This window comes from Nonomuraea recticatena, assembly GCF_039533245.1.
GTDB classification, from domain to species: Bacteria; Actinomycetota; Actinomycetes; order Streptosporangiales; family Streptosporangiaceae; genus Nonomuraea; species Nonomuraea roseola.
Genome location: NZ_BAAATE010000007.1, coordinates 297,188 through 316,091, shown reverse-complemented (window position 1 = coordinate 316,091; position 18,904 = coordinate 297,188). Strand labels below are relative to the sequence as shown.

12 protein-coding genes are annotated in these 18,904 nt (G+C 70.5%); 7 read left to right on the top strand and 5 right to left on the bottom strand.

Translation table 11 applies throughout. From position 1 onward, the window contains the following. The first annotated feature begins 51 nt into the window (after positions 1–51). Positions 52–1,281 carry a cytochrome P450 gene (locus ABFX50_RS17205; protein WP_346147531.1) on the top strand — a complete coding sequence of 410 codons (1,230 nt, stop codon included), beginning with the start codon at positions 52–54 and terminating at the stop codon, positions 1,279–1,281. A 4-nt stretch (positions 1,282–1,285) separates the two neighbouring features. Beyond that, the gene (locus tag ABFX50_RS17200; RefSeq protein WP_346147529.1) at positions 1,286–2,134 is read left to right on the top strand and encodes an alpha/beta fold hydrolase; all 849 of its coding nucleotides are present in this window, start codon (positions 1,286–1,288) and stop codon (positions 2,132–2,134) included. Here the strand turns inward: ABFX50_RS17200 and ABFX50_RS17195 are convergent. Both ABFX50_RS17195 and ABFX50_RS17190 read right to left on the bottom strand, forming a co-directional pair. Then, entirely contained in the window at positions 2,100–3,131 is a 1,032-nt protein-coding gene (locus ABFX50_RS17195) for a methyltransferase domain-containing protein (protein WP_346147527.1), read from the bottom strand. The two genes, ABFX50_RS17200 and ABFX50_RS17195, sit on opposite strands and share 35 nt — an antisense overlap. Positions 3,132–3,384: 253 nt before the next feature. Further along, a complete protein-coding gene (locus tag ABFX50_RS17190) occupies positions 3,385–4,581 on the bottom strand; it encodes a beta-ketoacyl-[acyl-carrier-protein] synthase family protein (RefSeq protein WP_346147525.1) in 1,197 nt (398 codons plus the stop codon). Between the two features lie 125 nt (positions 4,582–4,706). Between ABFX50_RS17190 and ABFX50_RS17185 the strand changes: the two genes are divergently transcribed. Then, positions 4,707–5,948, top strand: coding sequence for a cytochrome P450 (locus tag ABFX50_RS17185; protein WP_346147523.1), 1,242 nt, complete (start codon positions 4,707–4,709; stop codon positions 5,946–5,948). Between the two features lie 16 nt (positions 5,949–5,964). Here ABFX50_RS17185 and ABFX50_RS17180 read toward each other — a convergent pair whose 3' ends face one another. Continuing rightward, positions 5,965–7,458 (bottom strand): hypothetical protein, encoded by a 1,494-nt coding sequence (locus ABFX50_RS17180; RefSeq protein WP_346147521.1) that lies wholly within the window; start codon positions 7,456–7,458, stop codon positions 5,965–5,967. A gap of 549 nt (positions 7,459–8,007) precedes the next feature. Between ABFX50_RS17180 and leuS the strand changes: the two genes are divergently transcribed. From leuS to ABFX50_RS17165, 3 genes are all read left to right on the top strand, one after another. Further along, entirely contained in the window at positions 8,008–10,488 is a 2,481-nt protein-coding gene (gene leuS, locus ABFX50_RS17175) for a leucine--tRNA ligase (protein WP_346147519.1), read from the top strand. Between the two features lie 183 nt (positions 10,489–10,671). After that, positions 10,672–11,190, top strand: coding sequence for a DUF1697 domain-containing protein (locus tag ABFX50_RS17170; RefSeq protein ID WP_346147517.1), 519 nt, complete (start codon positions 10,672–10,674; stop codon positions 11,188–11,190). A gap of 64 nt (positions 11,191–11,254) precedes the next feature. Then, a complete protein-coding gene (locus tag ABFX50_RS17165; protein WP_346147515.1) occupies positions 11,255–14,401 on the top strand; it encodes a S41 family peptidase in 3,147 nt (1,048 codons plus the stop codon). A 54-nt stretch (positions 14,402–14,455) separates the two neighbouring features. Here the strand turns inward: ABFX50_RS17165 and ABFX50_RS17160 are convergent, their stop codons facing one another. After that, positions 14,456–15,526 (bottom strand): MalY/PatB family protein, encoded by a 1,071-nt coding sequence (locus ABFX50_RS17160; protein ID WP_346147513.1) that lies wholly within the window; start codon positions 15,524–15,526, stop codon positions 14,456–14,458. A 145-nt stretch (positions 15,527–15,671) separates the two neighbouring features. Between ABFX50_RS17160 and ABFX50_RS17155 the strand changes: the two genes are divergently transcribed. Further along, on the top strand, positions 15,672–15,917 hold the full coding sequence (locus ABFX50_RS17155) for a hypothetical protein (RefSeq protein WP_346147511.1): 246 nt from the start codon (positions 15,672–15,674) through the stop codon (positions 15,915–15,917). A gap of 119 nt (positions 15,918–16,036) precedes the next feature. Here ABFX50_RS17155 and ABFX50_RS17150 read toward each other — a convergent pair whose 3' ends face one another. Further along, entirely contained in the window at positions 16,037–17,506 is a 1,470-nt protein-coding gene (locus ABFX50_RS17150) for a glycoside hydrolase family 6 protein (protein ID WP_346147509.1), read from the bottom strand. Between the last annotated feature and the right edge of the window lie 1,398 nt (positions 17,507–18,904).

Here is an 18,904-nt window from a genome sequence, read left to right as displayed (position 1 = left end):
CCACGGCGTGGACCCTTGACGTAAGTAATCACTTGCGTCAAGCATGGAGCCATGAGCGTCGATCTGTCGCAGATCCCGTTCTGGGGGCTCCCGCAGGCCGAGCGGATGGACGCGTTCAGACGCCTGCGCGAGCTCGACAGACCGGTGTTCGTCAAGGAGAACGTCGTGCCCTTCATCGGCGCGGGCGAGGGCTACTACGCCCTGGTCAGGCACGCCGACGTCACCGAGGCCAGCCGCAACGCCGCGCTGTTCAGCAGCGAGCCGTGCTCCAACAGCATCCCCGACATGCCGCGATGGCTGGCGGTCTACTTCGGCTCGATGATCAACATGGACGATCCCAGGCACGCGCGCCTGCGCAGGATCGTCTCCAGGGCGTTCACGCCGCGCATCCTGGCCAAGATGGAGGACGACCTGGCCGTCGCGGCGGCCGAGATCGTGGACCAGGCGATCAAGGAGGGGCCGGGCGACTTCGTCGAGCAGATCGCCGCCAGGCTTCCCGTCCGGGTCATCTGCGACATGATGGGCGTTCCGCCGAAATTTCATGACATGGTGCTGCGCCGTACCAACGTGATCCTCGGCAACGCCGACCCCGAGTACACCGGCATCAGGCCCGACCTCAACCGGTGGAACGTCGCCAAGGGCCTGGGCAAGCTGCTGCACGCGGGGCACTCGCTCAACAGGCTGGCCGCCAACCTCGGCGACGAGCGGCGCAAGCGTCCCACGGGCGACCTGGTCAGCCTGCTGGTCAACGGCGAGGAGCGGCTGTCGTCCCAGGAGCTCGGCTCGTTCTTCATCCTGCTGGTCGTGGCGGGCAGCGAGACCACCCGCAACGCGATCGCCTACGGGCTCAAGCTCTTCACCGACCACCCCGAGCAGCGCGAGCACCTCATGGCCGACTTCGACGGGCGCATCGTCAAGGCGTGCGACGAGATCGTGCGCTACTCCACCCCGGTGATCCAGTTCCGCAGGACGGTCACCCAGGACCACGGGATGTACCGCAAGGGCGACAAGGTGCTGCTCTTCTACAACTCCGCCAACAGGGACGAGGCGGTCTTCACCGATCCCGACGCCTTCGACATCACCCGCGACCCGAACCCGCACGTCGGCTTCGGCGGACCGGGACCGCACTACTGTCTGGGCGCCCACCTGGCGCGCAGGGAGATGACGGTGATGTTCCGCGAGCTGTTCACCAGGTTGCCGGAGATCCGGTCGGTGGGTGAGCCCGACTTCCTGCTGTCGAACTTCATCAACGGCGTCAAGCACCTGCGCTACGCGCACTGAGGCGGTGGCAGACTTGTCCGCCATGGAGATCAGGACCATCCACGCCAACGGGGTCGAGTTCACCTATCTGGCGTTGGGCGACGGCCCCCTCGCCCTGTGCCTGCACGGCTTCCCCGACACCGCGCACACCTGGCGCCACCTGATGCCCGAACTGGCCGAGCGCGGCTACCGCGCGGTCGCGCCGTTCCTTCGCGGCTACGCGCCCACCGAGGTGCCAGCCGACGGCGCCTACGAGGGCGCGGCGCTGGTCGCCGACGTCGTCGCCCTGCACGAGGAGCTCGGCGGCGACGAGAACGCGGTGCTCGTCGGCCACGACTGGGGCGCCTTCCCCGTCTACGGCACGACCGAGCGCTTCCGCAGGTCGGTGGCCATGGCGGTGCCTCCCGTCGGCGCCCTGCTGGCCGGGTTCATGAAGTACGAGCAGCTCAAGCGCTCCTTCTACATCTTCCTGTTCCAGACCGGGCTGGCCGAGCAGGCCGCGGCGGCCGACGGCTTCCTCGAAGGACTGTGGCGCGACTGGTCGCCGGGCTACGACGCCACCCAGGACCTCGAGTTCGTCAGGCGCAGCCTCGGCGCTCCCGCCAACCTCGCCGCCGCCATCGGCTACTACCGCGCCATGCTCGGCGCCACCCCGCCCAGCGGCAGGTACCCCAAGCCCTCGGAGCCGACCAGGCCCGTCCTCTACCTGCACGGTGCCCAGGACGGCTGCCTCGGCGAGCACCTGACCAAGGACGCGCTCGCCCACCTGCCCGAAGGCTCGAAGGCCGAGCGCGTCGAAGGCGCGGGTCACTTCCTCCATCTCGAGCAGCCCCGCAGGGTCAACGACCTCGTCCTCGACTGGCTGCGAGACTGAGCACCGCGATCACGGCGTGCCGTCCCATGAGGCTCACCGCGATCGCGTCCCTCACCTCGAAGCCCGGAGGATCCGCGGGGCCGGGCAGCAGCGCCACCACCCGTCCCCGCTCGGCCAGGACCCGCCGCAGCTCCCGCCAGAACCCGCCGAACGAACCGCCCGAGGCGACCTGGCGCTCCCACGGCGGGTTGACCAGGACTCTGTCGACACTGCCTGACGGCAGCGGCAGCCGCCCTGCGTCGGCGACGGCCCAGCCGATGCCGCCCCCGCCCGCGTTCCCCACGGCGGCCGCGACCGCCGAGGGGCTGAGGTCCACGCCCAGACAGCGGACCACGGGCGCATACGCGCGGGCCTCGATGAGCGTGGTGCCCGCCCCGCAGCACGGATCGAGCACCGTGCGCGCCCCCTCGAGCCCCGCCAGCCTGGCCATCGCCGCGGCCACCGGAGGGTGCAGCGTGCCCGGCACCGTCCTCGTCTTGTACGGCCTGCGGTGCAGCGGCCTGTCGGCGATGCGCAGCCCGATCGCCGCCTCGTCGCCCTCCACACTGACCCGCCACGACAGCGTGCCGGGCGGCGGCGGACCGTGCCTTCTCGAGTGGTACGGCACGCCCAGCCGGGCGGCGAGCGCGCCGCCCACCGCGTCCTCCATGTCGTAGCGGTTGTAGGCACGGCGGCCGAGGAAGGAGGCGGACACGTCCACCCCCTTGACCAGCGGCGAGCCGCCGAAGGCCGTCTTCAGCTCGACCATGGCCGCGGCGTCCACACCGGCCGCGAGCGCCCTCAGCCGGTCGAGAGCCGTCTTGGCCCGTCCCACCCCGCCCGCGACGGCCGCCGGCAGCAGCACGTCGTCGGCCGTCCTCAGCTCGAGGACACCGGGATCGGGGCTCTGCCGTTCGAACCACACCTCGCGATGCCTTCGCCGTACGGTGTGGCCGACCTCCTCGGCCACCAGCGGCTCCAGGCCGCGCACGGTCCTGGCCACCAGGAGCGTATGCACTTGTCTTCTCCCACGACGCGACCCGGGACGGCGGACAGCCGTCCCGCATCGCCGGCGGTGGGCGCGAGCCTCAGGCCTGCCTCGGGCCCGCCGGCGGTGGTCAGCGCAGTCGGAAGAAGAACGTCACGCGGCGAACCTAACGGGCGCCGCCTGACGGGTTCAACGCATTTGTCGCAGGAGGTGGATCAGCTGCGGCGCCAGCGCCTCGGCCGCCGTGTCGTGGCCCCGGCCTCTGATCGTCACGTGACGGCCGTCAGTGGCTCAGGACGAGAGTGACGTTGTGCCCGCCGAACCCGAAAGCGTTGACGATCACCGCCCCTTCGGGCAGTGGGCGCGGCGAGCCCGTGACGACGTCGAGCTCGATCGCCGGGTCCTGGGAGTCGAGGTTGAGGGTGGCGGGGATGCGGCCGTCCATGAGCGAGCGCACCGCCGCGACCGCCGCCACGCCGCCCGCCGCCCCGCACAGGTGGCCGAGCATCGACTTGATCGCGGTGACCGGCGGGTGCGCGCCGATCGACTTGACGATCGCCCGGGCCTCGACCACGTCCCCTTCGGGAGTGGAGGTGGCGTGCGCGCTGACGTGGCCGACGTCCTCGGGGGAGATGTCCGCCTCACGCAGCGCGATCGCGACCGCGCGGGACTGGCCGTCCAGGCCGGAGGCGGTGATGTGGACGGCGTTGGAGGTGATCCCCGCCCCCGCCAGCCGCGCCAGCACCCTGGCCCCGCGCGCGGCGGCGAACTCGGCCCGCTCCAGCACCACCAGGCCCGCGCCCTCGGCCATGACGAACCCGTCACGGGCCACGTCGAACGGCCTGGAGGCGCGCTCAGGCTCGTCGTTGCGTCTGGACAGCGCCCTGGCCTGCGAGAAGCCGGCCAGCGTCAGAGGGTGGACGCACGCCTCCGCGCCCCCCGCCACCACCACGTCCGCCCTGCCCAGCCTGATCAGGTCGAGCCCGAGCGCGATGGCCTCGGAGCCCGAGGCGCACGCGCTGACGGGGGCGTGCGCGCCGCCCTCCGCACCCAGCTCGATGCTCACCCAGGCGGCGGGGCCGTTGGCCATCAGCATCGGCACCGTGTGGGGCGAGACCCTGCGCACGCCGTCCCTCTCCAGGATGTCGTCCTGGCCGAGCATGGACAGCGCACCGCCGGTGCCGGTGCCGATCACCACCGCCAGCCGTACGGGATCGACCTCGGGTGCGCCGGCGTCGGCCCACGCCTCCCTCGCGGCCACCAGCGCCACCTGCTCGCAGCGGTCGAGACGGCGGGCCAGCGGCCTGCCGAGGATCTCCGCGGGGTCGTCGGTCAGCAGCGCGGCCATCCGCACGGGCAGGTCCCATTCCGTGGTCCGCACCCCCGACCGGCCCGCGAGGAGCCCCTCCCACGTTCGGGCCACGTCCCCGCCCAGAGGTGTGGTCGCGCCCAGTCCGGTGATCACCACGTCAGATCTCATGCCTCCACGCTGCATCGTGATGATCGCCGGGGCGGATGCCGGGAGCCACGAACGTTGAGGCCGATCATTGTCGAACCCCGACACAATCTTGACGTAAGTACTTACTTCCGCCAACCATGGAGCTCATGACGCTCGTGGACTTCGACCTGTCGGATCAGGCTTTCTGGGCGCTGCCCATGACCGAGCGCGAGGCCGCGTTCGCCAGGCTGCGCGCCCTCGACGCGCCCGTCTTCTTCGAGGAGATGGACGTCTCCTTCGCGCCGAAGGGGCCGGGGTACCACGCGCTGGTGCGGCACGCCGACATCCTGGAGGCCAGCCGCAACCCCTCCGTCTTCAGCTCGGGACAGGGCGGCGCGACCAACATCCCCGACATGCCCGCCGAGTTCACCGAGTACTTCGGCTCGATGATCAACATGGACGACCCCCGCCACGCCAGGCTCCGCAGGATCGTCTCCAGGGCCTTCACCCCCAAGATGATCAAGCAGTTCGAGGCCGACGTGGAGTCGGCCGCCGCCCGCATCGTCGACGACCTGCTGGCCAAGGGGTCCGGCTGCGACTTCGTCACCGAGGTGGCGGCCAGGCTGCCCCTGAAGATCATCTGCGACATGATGGGCATCCCCGAGAAGGACTACCGGTTCGTCTTCGACCGCTCGAACTTCATCCTCGGCGGCTTCGACCCCGAATACACCGGCGGCGACGTCAGCGACATCGCAGGACGCCTGCTCAACGCGGGCCTCGAACTGCAGCAGCTCGTCCAGGACCTGGCCGCCTACCGCGCCGAGCACCCCACGGCCGACCTGACCTCCTCGCTCGTCAACGCCAACCTCGACGGCGAGCGGCTCACCATGCAGGAGCTCGGCTCCTTCTTCATCCTGCTCGTCGTGGCGGGCAACGAGACCACCCGCAACGCCATCTCCTACGGCCTGCGCCTGCTCACCAAGAATCCCTCCCAGCGGGCGCTGCTGCTGTCGGACCCCGACGCGCACCTGCCAGGAGCGGTGGAGGAGATCGTCCGGCTGGCCTCTCCTGTCAACTTCATGCGCCGCAAGGTCACCCGCGACTTCGAGATGAACGGCCATCTCTACCGCGAGGGCGAGAAGGCGGTGCTCTTCTACTGGTCGGCCAACAGGGACGCCGCCGTCTTCGACGACCCCGACACCTTCGACATCACCCGCGACCCCAACCCGCACGTCGGCTACGGCGGGCCCGGCCCGCACTTCTGCCTCGGCGCGCACCTGGCCCGCAGGGAGATCACGGTGATGTTCCGCGAGCTGCTGCGCCGCGTGCCCGGCATCGAGGGCGGAAAGCCCGACCGGCTGCACTCCAGCTTCATCAACGGGATCAAGCACATGGAGTGCACCTTCTGACCCCCTGAGCGCGGGGTCAGGAGGCGGCGGTGACCTTGATCTGCTTGAAGACGCTGTTGACGTCGGGCAGCAGCTCCTTGTGCTCCGACGGCACCGACATGTAGACGATCGCCGGCACGTCCGCGCCGGTGACGATCGCCGCGGCGACGACCGTCGTCCTGACCCCGTCCACGGTCACCTCGTAGGCGTTCAGCTGCCCGGGCAGGCCGCCCACCTTGAGCGTCTGGGTGGCGGTCTTCTTCGCCGTGTTCGGCGTGGAGAAGTACAGCTTGCGGGCCGAGACCACGACCGCCTTGATCACCGGCTCCAGGCTCTCGGGCGAGCTGAAGGAGCCGGCCAGCTTGGCGGGCAGCGGGCCCGTCATGACCTGGGCGAAGACCTGCTTGCCCGCCGAGTCGGTGCCGATGACGGCGAACTGGCGGGTGCTGTAGCCGTAGGTGGACTTCATGGTGGAGCGCACGTCGGCCCTCCACGGGCCGCCCAGGCGGGGGACGGAGATGCCCGCGTCGGGGTCGGCCAGGGCGCCCGTGACGGGGGAGGCCTCGCCGGGGAACCTGGGCAGCCGGCCCACCGTGGACTTCCTGGCCGTGGGCTTGCCCGCGGGGGCCGTGGTGGACGGCTCGCTGGAGGGCGTCGCCTCGGGCTCGGAGGCCAGCGGCCCGGCCAGGAAGGCCCACAGCAGGGCGGCGACCAGCGCGATCGCGACCGAGCCTGCCAGGGCGTAGAGCCACACGGGCTTGCCCGGCTCGTCGTCGGAGCCGTCGTCGCCCATGGACTCGTAGCCCTCGCCGAAGACGGTGTCCCAGAGCTCCTGCTGACGCTCGGGGGGAGGCGTGCGTGAGCCGCTGATCTGGCCCGCGGTGACGAAGCGGTGGTCGGGGTCGGAGGGGTCGCGGCTCAGGTTCGAGCCGGGCCGCGCCTCGCCCTGGGCCTCGCGCGGGTGGGTCTCCTGAGGGTGGCTGTCCTGCGGCTGGGGCGGCGCGGCGTGGGCGCCCACGACGACGGTGCGGTCGGCGGGGCCGCCGAGGGGGTCCTGCCTGCCGGGGGCCGCCAGGGGGTCGAGGCCCTGCGTCCCTGCGAGGGGGTCGGCGTTGCGCGGGGCGGAGGAGGCGCCGGTGAGGGGGTCGAAGCCCGGCTGGGCGCTCGGGGGGCCCGCGAGAGGAGCGAGCCCGGGGTGGGTGCTCGGAGGGCCGGTGAGGGGGTCGAGCCCGGGGTGGGCGCCCGTGTGGGCTCCCGTGTGCGTGGCCGCGTGGGCGCCGCTCGCGGCGGTGCCGTAGGAGGAGGAGAGCGGGTCGTTCTCCGGGCCGGACGGGCCGGAGGGGCCGGACAGGGGGTCCTGCCGGGGCGGCGGCCACGGTGCGGGACTGGACAGGTTGGACCAGGCGGGCAGCGGGTCGCGGACGGGCGGAGGCTCGGATCTGTTCGGCGCGGCGCCGCTCGCGCGGGGGGCCTCGGGCCACGACCCCGAGGCGGGCTCGATGCGCGGGGCCTCGGGCCAGGACGTGGGCACCGGCTCGTTGCGAGGAGCCTCTGGCCACGACGTCGGCACTTCGGGCCAGGACGGCGGCAAGGGTGACGCTCCGGAATTCTCCGTTGCCATTGCTGCCGTACCTCCCGATGTTATGTCCGGATTGGACGCACCCGGCATGATCTCATGCGATGCCGGTGGTTCCGCAGCCAAACGTGAGAAGCCGGTGGGATCGGTCGGCGGATCCTGCATGGGCAGGTCGTCGGGCTCCCACCCGGGCTCAGCGGAGCGCGCCACAGTGACGAGAGTAGACTAAAGGGACATACGGGGGCACGTAGCTCGAAGGTTCTCGGGGTGAGACGACCGGAAAAGGTTGCATACACCACCCTCGGTCCGACGGGAGCAGAAGGGTCCATTGTGCCCGCACGTCTCCTGCCTGGCATGGCTTTCCCTGAAGACGAGGGGTTGCGGGCTGCGCTAGTCTTGACGTATGCGTTCCGCGACCCAGCTCCTTAGCGGGCCGCGACGGCCGTCGAGCTGAACCTCCCGTCGTCGCGGCAGCCCCTCGTTGCGTGAACGAGGGGTTTTCTTATGGGTCAGAGTCAACCGAAGGACATCGCCGTGAGTGAGTACGATCCGCAGGCGCTGCAGGCCAAGTGGCAGCAGCGATGGGAGGAGCACGACCCCTTCCGGGCGAGCGAGGACGCCGCCGACCCCCGGGAGCGGCGCTACATGCTCGACATGTTCCCCTACCCCTCCGGTGACCTGCACATGGGGCACGGCGAGGTGTTCGCCATCGGCGACGTCGTCGCGCGCTACTGGTTCCAGAAGGGCTACAACGTCCTGCACCCGATCGGCTGGGACTCCTTCGGCCTGCCGGCCGAGAACGCCGCGATCAAGCGGAACGCCCACCCCGCCGAGTGGACCTACGCCAACATCGAGACGCAGGCCAACTCCTTCAGGCGCTACGGCATCTCCTTCGACTGGTCGCGCCGCCTGCACACCAGCGACCCCGAGTACTACCGCTGGAACCAGTGGCTGTTCATCCGCTTCTTCGAGCGCGGCCTGGCCTACCGCAAGGGCGGCCTGGTCAACTGGTGCCCCAACGACCAGACCGTGCTGGCCAACGAGCAGGTCGTCGCGGGCAAGTGCGAGCGCTGCGGCGCCGACGTCGTGCGCCGCGAGCTGACCCAGTGGTACTTCAAGATCACTGACTACGCCGACAGGCTGCTGGACGACATGGCGGGCCTGGAGGGCGGCTGGCCCGAGCGCGTGCTGACCATGCAGCGCAACTGGATCGGCCGCTCCACGGGCGCGGACGTGAAGTTCGAGATCGAGGGGCGCGAGGAGCCCGTCACGGTCTACACCACCCGCCCCGACACCCTGTACGGCGCCACCTTCTTCGTCGTCGCGGTCGACGCGGCGCTGGCCGAGGAGATCGTCACCGACGAGCAGCGGCCCGCCTTCGAGGCCTACCGCGCCGAGGTCGCCAAGCTGAGCGACATCGAGCGGCTGTCGACCGAGAAGGAGAAGACCGGCGTCTTCCTGGGCCGCTACGCGATCAACCCGGTCAACGGCCAGCGCATCCAGGTCTGGGCGGCCGACTACGTGCTGTCCGACTACGGCCACGGCGCGATCATGGCCGTGCCCGCGCACGACCAGCGCGACCTCGACTTCGCCCGCACCTTCGACCTGCCGGTCAAGGTGGTCGTCCACACCGGCCTGGCCGACCCGGGCGAGACCGGCGTCGCCACCCCCGGCGAGGGCAAGCTGGTCAACTCGGGGCCGCTGGACGGCCTGAGCAAGGCCGAGGCGATCGAGAAGATCATCGAGGTGCTGGAGGAGCGCGGCACGGGCGTCGCGACCGTCAACTTCCGCCTGCGCGACTGGCTGCTGTCCCGCCAGCGCTTCTGGGGCACGCCGATCCCGATCATCCACTGCCCCGACTGCGGCGAGGTGCCCGTCCCCGACGAGCAGCTGCCCGTCACGCTGCCCGACCTGCGTGGCGAGGCGCTGTCGCCCAAGGGCGTCTCCCCGCTGGCCAGCGCCACCGACTGGGTGAACGTCGAGTGCCCCAAGTGCGGCGGCGCGGCAAGGCGCGACACCGACACCATGGACACCTTCGTCGACAGCTCCTGGTACTACCTGCGCTACACCGACCCCGGCTACACCGACGGCCCGTTCGACGTGGAGAAGGTCCGCGAGTGGGGCCCGATCGACCAGTACGTCGGCGGCGTCGAGCACGCGGTGCTGCACCTGCTGTACTCCAGGTTCTTCACCAAGGTGCTGCACGACATGGGCATGGTCGACTTCACCGAGCCGTTCCTGCGCCTGCTGAACCAGGGTCAGGTCATCAACGGCGGCAAGGCGATGTCGAAGTCGCTGGGCAACGGCGTCGACCTGGGCCAGCAGATCGACTCCTTCGGCGTCGACGCGGTCAGGCTGACGATGGTCTTCGCCGGTCCTCCCGAGGACGACATCGACTGGGCCGACGTCTCGCCTGCCGCCTCGCAGAAGTTCCTGGCCAGGGTGTTCCGCGTGTTCAACGAGGTGGCCAGCGAGCCGGGCGTCTCCTTCGCCGACGGCGACCTGGAGCTGCGCAAATTCACGCACAAGACCATCGACGAGGTCACCAAGCTGGTCGAGTCCTACCGCTTCAACGTGGCGGTGGCCCGCATGATGGAGCTGACCTCGGCGATCCGCAAGGCCATCGACTCGGGCCCAGGCGCGGCCGACCCGGCCGTGCGCGAGGGCGCCGAGGCGCTGGCGGTCATGCTGTCGCTGGTCGCGCCGTACACCACGGAGGAGGGCTGGGAGCGGCTGGGCCGCACGGGGTCGGTCGCCCACGCGGGCTGGCCTGTCGCCGAGCCCGAGCTGCTGGTGCAGGACTCCGTGACCTGCGTGGTGCAGGTGGCGGGCAAGGTGCGCGACAGGCTGGAGGTCTCGCCCGGCATCTCCGAGGACGACCTGCGCACGCTGGCGCTGGCCTCGGACAAGGTGCGCGCGCACCTGAGCGGTGAGCCGCGCAAGGTGATCGTCCGCGCGCCGAAGCTGGTCAACATCGTTCCTTAGTCCGATCGCGGGCGTTCCTCAGGAACCTCCCGTACGGCAGGGCAGGCCGACGGCCACCGGGGTCACCCGGTGGCCGTCCGTCTTTCACGCCCCTCCGGCCGACGTCGGCGCTCGCCGGAACGTCGCCTCCGTTCGCCGGATACCTGACAGCGGCCGGCAGGTTCGCGGCGTAGCGTTCGGGACATGCGATACGTGGCGCTCCTGCGGGGGATCAACGTCAACCCCGGCACCAAGGTCGACATGGCCGACCTGCGCGACCTGCTCCAAGGGCTCGGCTACACCGACGTCCGCACCCACCTGCGCAGCGGCAACGCCGTGTTCACCGCCGAGCCGCAGCCGACGGAGGCGATCGAGCGCGCCATCGGCGAGCGCCTGGCGCGGCCCGTCGCGGTCATGGTGCGCACCGCCGACGAGTGGCGGGCCGTGGTCGAGCGCAACCCGCTGGAGGTGCGCGAACCGGCCAAGTTCGCGGTGGTGTTCCTGGCCGCGCCGCCCGACCGCGAGGCGCTGGAGGGCATCGACCCCGGCAGCTACGCGCCCGAGGTCATGCGGATCGGCGAGCGCGAGCTGTACATCGACTTCCCCAACGGCCTCGCCAGGCCGAAGCTCCCGCCGCTGCTGGAGAAGCGGACGAAGAACGCCGGCACGATGCGCAACTGGAACACCGTGACGAAGCTACTTGAGCTAGTCGATACCGCCTGAGCGGCGGGGATTCCAGGCAAGAAAATCTTCAACCGCCGACGAGGTCGCGCATTAGTGTGCATCTGTGACAAATGGCGCTTACCTGAGGTACCCACACCTGCACGGAGACCTGATCACCTTCGTGGCCGACGACGACGTCTGGCTGGCCCCCGTGGACGGGGGCAGGGCATGGCGGTTCACCGCCGACCGCACCCCCGTCTCCTTCCCCCGCTTCTCCCCCGACGGCGCCCGGCTGGCGTGGACCAGCACCAGAGAGGGCGCTCCCGAGGCCTTCGCCGCCGAGATCGACGGACCCGAGGGCGAAAGACTCACCCACTGGGGCAACGCCGTCACGGGCGTGCGCGGCTGGACGACCGACGGCAGGGTCCTGGCGATCAGCCCCGCGGGGCAGCCCTCCCGCGACAGGATGTGGGCCTACGCCGTGCCGCTGGACGGCGGCCAGGCCGAGCGCCTGCCGTACGGGTGGGTCAGCGAGGCGGCGGTCAACGAGGGCGGCGGCGTCGTGACGGTGTCGGCCATCTGGCGCGAGCCCTCGCAGTGGAAGCGCTACAGGGGCGGCACCGCGGCCAAGATCTGGATCGACGCCGACGGGTCGGGGGAGTTCACCAGGCTGTTCGCCGACAGCACCGCGCAGTACTGGTCGGCCATGTGGGTCGGCGACAGGATCGCCTTCCTGGCCGACCACGAGGGCACCGGCAACCTCTACTCCGCCCTGCCCGACGGCTCCGACCTGCGCAGGCACACCTCACACGACGGCTTCTACGCCAGGCACGCCGCCACCGACGGCGCCCGGGTGATCTACAGCCATGCGGGCGCGCTCTGGATGCTCGACTCGCTGGACGGCGAGCCGTACGAGCTGGAGGTCAGGCTCGGCGGCCCTCGCCCCGCACGAGCCAGGCGCCCCGCGCCGGCCAAGGTGGCCGACTTCTCGCCCGACGCCACCGGCAGGGCCAGCGCGGTCGAGATCCGCGGCACCGCCCACTGGGTCACCCACCGCGACGGACCCTCCGGCGTGCTGAGGGCCGAGCCGGGCGTCAGGGTGCGGCTGCCGCGCGTGCTCGGCGAGGACGGCCTGGCCGTCTGGGTGAGCGACGCCTCAGGCGAGGACGCCCTGGAGGTCGGCAGGCCCGGCGGAGAGATCCGCACGCTCGCCGCCGGCCAGATCGGACGGGTCCTCGACCTGGCCGCCGCCCCCGACGGCAAGCACGTCGCACTCGCCACGCACGACGGACGCCTGCTCGCCGTCGACACCTCCGCGGGCTCGGTGAGGGAGCTCGACAGAACCGTCAACGGCGACATCAACGGCATCACCTTCTCGCCCGACTCGGCCTGGCTGGCCTGGTCGCACCCGCACCACGAGCCGCTGCGGCAGATCAAGATGGGGCGCGTCGACGGCACCTCCACCATCGACGTGACCTCGCAGCGCTTCAGCGACTACGCCCCCGTTTTCACCAAGGACGGCAAGCATCTGGCGTTCCTGTCGATCAGGACGTTCGACCCCGTCTACGACGCGCACGTGTTCGACCTGTCCTTCCCCGCGGGCGCCAAGCCGTACATCGTGCCGTTGCAGGCCACCACGTCCTCACCGTTCGCGCCCTCGCTGGAGGGCCGCGGCTTCAACGGCGCGGACGACTCCGGCGAGGAGGGCAAGGACAAGAAGAAGGACGTCAAGCCGGTCACCGAGGTGGACGCCGAGGGACTGCCCGCCCGTGTCGTCGCCGTCCCCGTCCCCGCCGGCCGTTACAGCAACCTGCGCACCGGCAAGGACGCGCTGCTCTGGCTGCGACACCCCCTCGCGGGCGAGCTCGGCGACGGCAACGAGCGCGAGGAGGTCGTGCTGGAGCGCTACGACCTCAAGAAGCGCGGCAAGTGCGAGCTGGCCAGGGACGTGCGCAGGTTCGAGGTCAGCGGCGACGGCACCCGCCTGGTCGTCACGGGCAAGGACGGCCTGCAGACCCGCGCGGCGGGCGAGAGCGAAGAGGTCATCACCATCGACCTCGGCAGGGTCCCTGTCACCATCGACCCCGTCGCCGAGTGGCGGCAGGCCTACCACGAGGCGGGCCGGCTCATGCGCGACCACTTCTGGCGCGAGGACATGAACGGCGTCGACTGGGCGGGCACGCTCGAGCGCTACGCGCCGCTGGTCGAACGGATCGGCAGCTACTCCGAGCTGATCGACCTGCTGTGGGAGGTGCAGGGCGAGCTGGCCACCTCGCACGCCTACGCCAGACCCAACGGCCAGCCGGTCGACCCCAGACGCCGCCAGGGCCTGCTCGGCGCCGACCTGGCGCTCCAGGAAGGCTCCTGGGTGGTCACCCGCATCCTGCCCGGCGAGTCCTCCGACCACGCCGCCCGCTCGCCGCTGCTCGCGCCGGGCGTGGCCGTCCGCGAGGGCGACGCCATCGTCGCCGTCGGCGGCCGTCCCGTGGACCCGGTGCGCGGCCCGTCCCCCCTGCTCGCGGGCACGGCCGACCACCCCGTCGAGCTGACGATCAGGCCGGCCGCCGGCGGCGACACCCGCCGCGTGGTCGTGACGCCGCTGGCCGACGACACCGCGCTGCGCTACCACGACTGGGTGGAGGACCGTCGCGCCTACGTCAGGCAGGCGTCGGGCGGCAGGCTCGGCTACCTGCACGTGCCCGACATGGTCGCCAACGGCTGGGCGCAGTTCCACCGTGACCTGCGCACCGAGATGCCGCAGGAGGGGCTGATCGTGGACGTCAGGGGCAACGGCGGCGGCCACCTGTCCGAGCTGGTGCTGGAGAAGCTGTCGCGCAAGGTGACGGGGTGGGCGATCTCGCGAGGATACGAGCCCATGCGCTACCCGGAGGACTCGCCGCGCGGGCCGATCGTCGCGCTCACCGACGAGTTCGCCGGCTCCGACGGCGACATCGTCAGCGCGGGGATCAAGAACCGCGGCATCGGTCCGCTCGTCGGGACCCGCACGTGGGGCGGCGTGATCGGCATCGACGGGCGCTACCAGCTGGTCGACGGCACCATCGTCACGCAGCCCCGCTACTCCTTCTGGCTGGAGGGACAGGGGTGGGGCGTCGAGAACTACGGCGTCGACCCTGACATCGAGGTGGTCATCACGCCGCAGGACAGGGTGGCGGGACGCGACCCGCAGCTGGAGAAGGCGGTGGAACTGGCGATGGCGGCCCTGAACGAGCATCCGGCCGTCACTCCGCCGGCGCTTCCCCCCGTGCCGTGACGACCCGGTCGCCCGTGACCGTCACCGGTGACGGGCGACCCCCTCATGGCGCGGTCAGCGCAGGAGACCGGCGGAGCGGGCTCGGTCCAGGCGGTCCAGCACCTCGGTGAGGATGGCCTCCGAGGTGGCGAAGTTGAGCCGGACGAAGCTCTCGCCTCCGGGCCCGAAGGCGGCGCCGTCGCTCACCATGATCTTCGCCTCGCGTTCCAGCACCTCCGCCATGCCCGGCCGCCCCAAGTCCAGCCATGCCAGGTAGGCGGCTTCGGGCGGCACGTATCCGGGCAGGCGCTCGGCGATCAGGCGCCGGTTGCGGTCGAGGACGGTCATGGTGTCACGTAGCCATCCGTCGGCGTGCCGCCAGGCGGCGACCGTGGCCTCGACGCCGAAGACGTTGGCTCCGCCGTACAGGAAGGAGGGTTGCGCCCTGAGCGCCTCGCGCACCTGCGGAGGGCCCATGTGGGCCAGTGCGCAGCGGACGCCGCCCAGGTTGAAGGCCTTGGTGGCCGAGGTCAGCGTGATGGTGCGCTCGGGGAGGATCGAGGCGAAGGGGGTGTGTCGCCCAGGCGCGTAGACGAGGTCGGCGTGCACCTCGTCGGCGATGACGACCAGGTCGTGCCGCTCGGCCTGCTCGGCGAGCGCGACGAGCTCCGGCCTGCTGAAGACCTTGCCCGTGGGGTTGTGCGGGTTGACCAGGACGAGCGCGCGGCATCCGCTCAGGTCGGACACGTCGGTGCGCAGGCGGCGGCCCATCTCCGCGATCGTGCCGAGGAACGGCGGGTAGGCGGGGGCGTGCATGGCGACGGTGTCGCCGGGTCCGGTGGTGAGGTGGAGCATCACCTGGAGCGCCTGGTTGAGGTCGGAGAACGAGCGCACCCATGACGGCTCCGCGTCCCAGCCGTACGTCGCCAGCATCCGCTCGGCGAACGCCTCGGCCAGGGGACCGGACTGGGGCTCGGCGGCCCAAGCGGGGTAGCCGAGATCGCCGCGCGCACGCCGCTGAAGGGCTTCGACGATCTCGGGGGCGGTGGGGAAGTCCATGTCGGCGATCCAGCAGGCGATGACGTCCGGCCCGGCGCCGGCCCACTTCAGACCGTCCTTGGGGGGCCTACGGATGGTTTCGTCCACCTGATCAGTGTCACCCATGACGCACGAATTGTCCGTTCCGGCTTGCCCTGGCGTCACGGTCGAGGAGATGATCAGGTCCTTCTCACGCTCGACGGTCATCCGTGCGGGTGAAGCAGCTCGGGTTCGGGCATCGAGCCGGGGTGGCATGATCGGCTGGCTGATCTCGATGGTGGTGCTCTTCCTGGTCATCTACGGGGCGATCCGGCTGGCGCTCAAGCACGACAGGCGGAGCCGGATCCCCTCTCCTCGCGAGGTCGAGGACCGGCAGCTCAGGGAACGTGTCGCGGCCGAACGGGCGCGGCACAAGCGAGAAGCAGAGCAGCGGGCTGCTCGAGGTCGCGACGATGGCCTTGGCGGTTCCGCGGCCCATTCGACCAGGCCAGGCCGTTGACTCGTCGGCTGAAGAACCGGGTTCTCGTCGTCCGCATCAGTGTGGTCTGACGGGTTCCGAACCGGATGGAGGAGGATGGCCCGACCCGCTCTCGCGCGGGCCGGGCGCTCACGCGTTGGTCAGGTGCCGTCGATCAGGCGGATGGCGATGGCCGGGCTGAACTGGCCGGCGGGGATGTTCGGCGCGATGCCGCAGTTGCCGTCGGAGTCGCCGGGAATCTTCACCCACAGCAGCATCTCGGCTCCGCCGTCACCGCCGAGCTGGGTGGGGGTCCCGAGCTTGCGGCCCGCGGGGTTGCACCACTCCCCGTTGGAGCCGTTGCCGTTGCGGCTGGTGTCGATCACGAACGTGGCGGTGCCGCCGAGCGACGCGTTGACCGAGCTCGCGTAGGTGGCCGACTGGGCGGTGGTGTAGTAGTTGGAGACGTTCACCGAGAAGCCGCGGATGTTGCCGACGCCCGCGTTCTTCAGGCGGGTCGCCATCGTCCCCGCCGCGACCCAGCCGGCGTTGCCGCCGTCGAGGTAGGCCCACGCGTTGGGGGCCTTGTCGCGGAACTGCTGGGTGGCGTACACCAGCATGCGGTTACGGGCCTGGATGGCGGTGTCGGTCATGCAGCCGAAGTCGCCGAGGGAGTCGGGCTCGATGACGACGATCGCCGGGCGGTTGCCGATCCCGGAAGCGAACGCGGAGATCCACGTCTTGTACGCCGACTCACTGCCCGCGCCGCCGCCCGAGTGGCCGCCACAGGCGTCACGACCGGGGATGTTGTAGGCCACCAGGACCGGGAGCTTGTTCGCGGCGTCCGCGGCGGCCACGTGGCGGGAGACCGCCGCGCCGACGTCGCCGCTCCAGTTGCCGAACCAGCGCGCCATCGGCTTGTCCGAGATCGACGACTTGATGCGCGCCGCCCTGGAGTCGCCCGCGTTGGCGCGCACCCAGATCGCCGGATTGGACTGCGGATCGACATAGAAGCCGTCGGTCATGGCGACCGGCCCTGAGCCCGGCTCCTCCGGCTTCGGCGTCGTCGTAGGAGACGTCGTGGGTGTCGTCGTGGGGGAGGGAGTAGGCGACGGTGATGTCGATGACGTCTCGGTCAGCGAGACGTTGTCCACGTAGAAGCTGAAGCCCGCGTTCTTGCCGAGCTGGAACGACACCTGGCCGCCCGACGTGCTCAGGCTTGAGGTGAACGGGAAGCTGAAGCGCTTGCTCGTCGTGGTGAGCGAGATCGTCTTGGTCAGAGTGTTGGTGTACGGGGGGTTCGCGAGCTGGACGGTGGTGACCGCGGTGACCGGAGCGGACGCCGAGGCGTCGAACGACAGCTTGTAGGCCTTGCCGCTGGTCAGCTTGATGTCGTTATGGCCGATCATGGCGTCCCACGGGTTGGCGGTGCCGCCCGGGACGTTGACGCGCAGACGCTCCGCGTCCAGGGCCATCGTGGTGTTGGCGGACTTCCACCAGGGAGCGGTGCCGCTGCCGAAGGTGCCGTTGACCACGAGTTCGGGAACCGCGGCGGCGGAGACGGCGGCTGTCACCGACAGCACGGTCACCGTCGAGGCGGTGACCGCCATCAGGCGGGTTAACAATCGCACGAAAGGCGTCCCTTCTGGATTCCAACATCATGTCGGTGATCCAATATCACAGGATTTAACCGCTTCCGTGACCTTTTGTGGAATGCAGTGGTCCGCCAAGGGCTCGCGCAGCTCGCTTGAGGAGTGGGCGTGTCGCCACCGTGCGCCGCGCCGTACGGGGGCACCGCCAGACTGCTCAGCCGAGGGAGCGCAGGTCCGGCCGTCTTCGCAGGACGGCAGGGCGCAGCAGCCGAGCCCGGAGGCGCTCCTGGGCGCGGCTTCAGGGGGCGTGCCATTCAATTCGCTTAGGGTGGCTGGTTCACTTCTGGTGTCAGTACGGCCAGGTCGTCTCCACGCCCCTTCCCCAGTTCCTCTCGCTAGAGACGTGCCCTTCCGGCGAGCCCCGGAGGAATCGTAGGGGTCGCTGCCGCCTCGAGAGTCCACTGAGATGGGCCGCTCGATCGGACGCCCCCGCCGGAGGACCGATCGAGCGACCCAAGACTGCGCTCCGATGCTGCAAGCGATGAGGGGAGGGGTGCCATGCGCTCACCCCGTCAGGCCGCGAGGTGAGACACGCGCCACGGCCTCGCGACCAGGCGAGGGTGGACGACGTCTCGTTCGTCGTCGACGAGGGCGAGATCTTCGGCGACCTCTCGGCTCGTGCCGTACCCGATGACTGACTGTGAAACGGCCCATGCCAGCCATTGACCGACCGCGACGTGGACTCTCCTGCCAGCCCATTGACCGACCGCGAGGTGGACTCTCATGTCAGCCATGGGTTGACCGCGAGGCCGACAGGCATGCCAGGCTGCAAGATCCTGCGTGAGCCTCAACCTCACCGACGCCCAACCCGCCGTCTCAGGGGCGGCATCATCCGGCGTTCCGCGTGCACGCTGCCGAGGCATGTGCCCGACGCCGTTCGAACAGCCCCAGATGCAACACTTAGGCACGGTTCGCGCAGGCCACGATCATTGCCTCACGCGCCGTTGGATCCGACCGCGTTCGCACGACACCTCAGACACTGGTCGATCAGCCCGAGCTGTTGAGCGCCCAGGCACCGTTCGAACAGATCGCGCTCGCTACCTCATATGCCACCCGACAGCCCGCGTTCGCGTGATGCCACAGGCACTGGCGAACCGTCGCGCCTGTAGGGCGCTCAGGCATCGTCCGAGCAGGCCGCGCTTGCTGTCTCATGCGTCGTTCAATCAAACCGCGGTCGCACGACGCTCAGACGTGGGCGAGATACGCGACATGAATAGGAAGCCGTGCGATCGGCCGTCGGACCGGCGTGGCGATCTAGCAACCTGAGCTCGCACGATACTCGAGCAATCGCGATACTCGATTACGGGGCTCGCGCGAAATTCGGACGATGGGAAGCCGCACGTCAAGCGCCCGAGCCCGGGCAGCCAGCCAACCTGG

Bases quoted from the DNA above. Each gene is read 5' to 3' on its own strand.
- ABFX50_RS17205 (WP_346147531.1), top strand. From the start codon at position 52: ATGAGCGTCGATCTGTCGCAGATCCCGTTCTGGGGGCTCCCGCAGGCC.
- ABFX50_RS17190 (WP_346147525.1), bottom strand. From the start codon at position 4,581: ATGAGATCTGACGTGGTGATCACCGGACTGGGCGCGACCACACCTCTG.
- ABFX50_RS17185 (WP_346147523.1), top strand. From the start codon at position 4,707: ATGACGCTCGTGGACTTCGACCTGTCGGATCAGGCTTTCTGGGCGCTG.
- leuS (WP_346147519.1), top strand. From the start codon at position 8,008: ATGGGTCAGAGTCAACCGAAGGACATCGCCGTGAGTGAGTACGATCCG.
- ABFX50_RS17170 (WP_346147517.1), top strand. From the start codon at position 10,672: ATGCGATACGTGGCGCTCCTGCGGGGGATCAACGTCAACCCCGGCACC.
- ABFX50_RS17155 (WP_346147511.1), top strand. From the start codon at position 15,672: ATGATCGGCTGGCTGATCTCGATGGTGGTGCTCTTCCTGGTCATCTAC.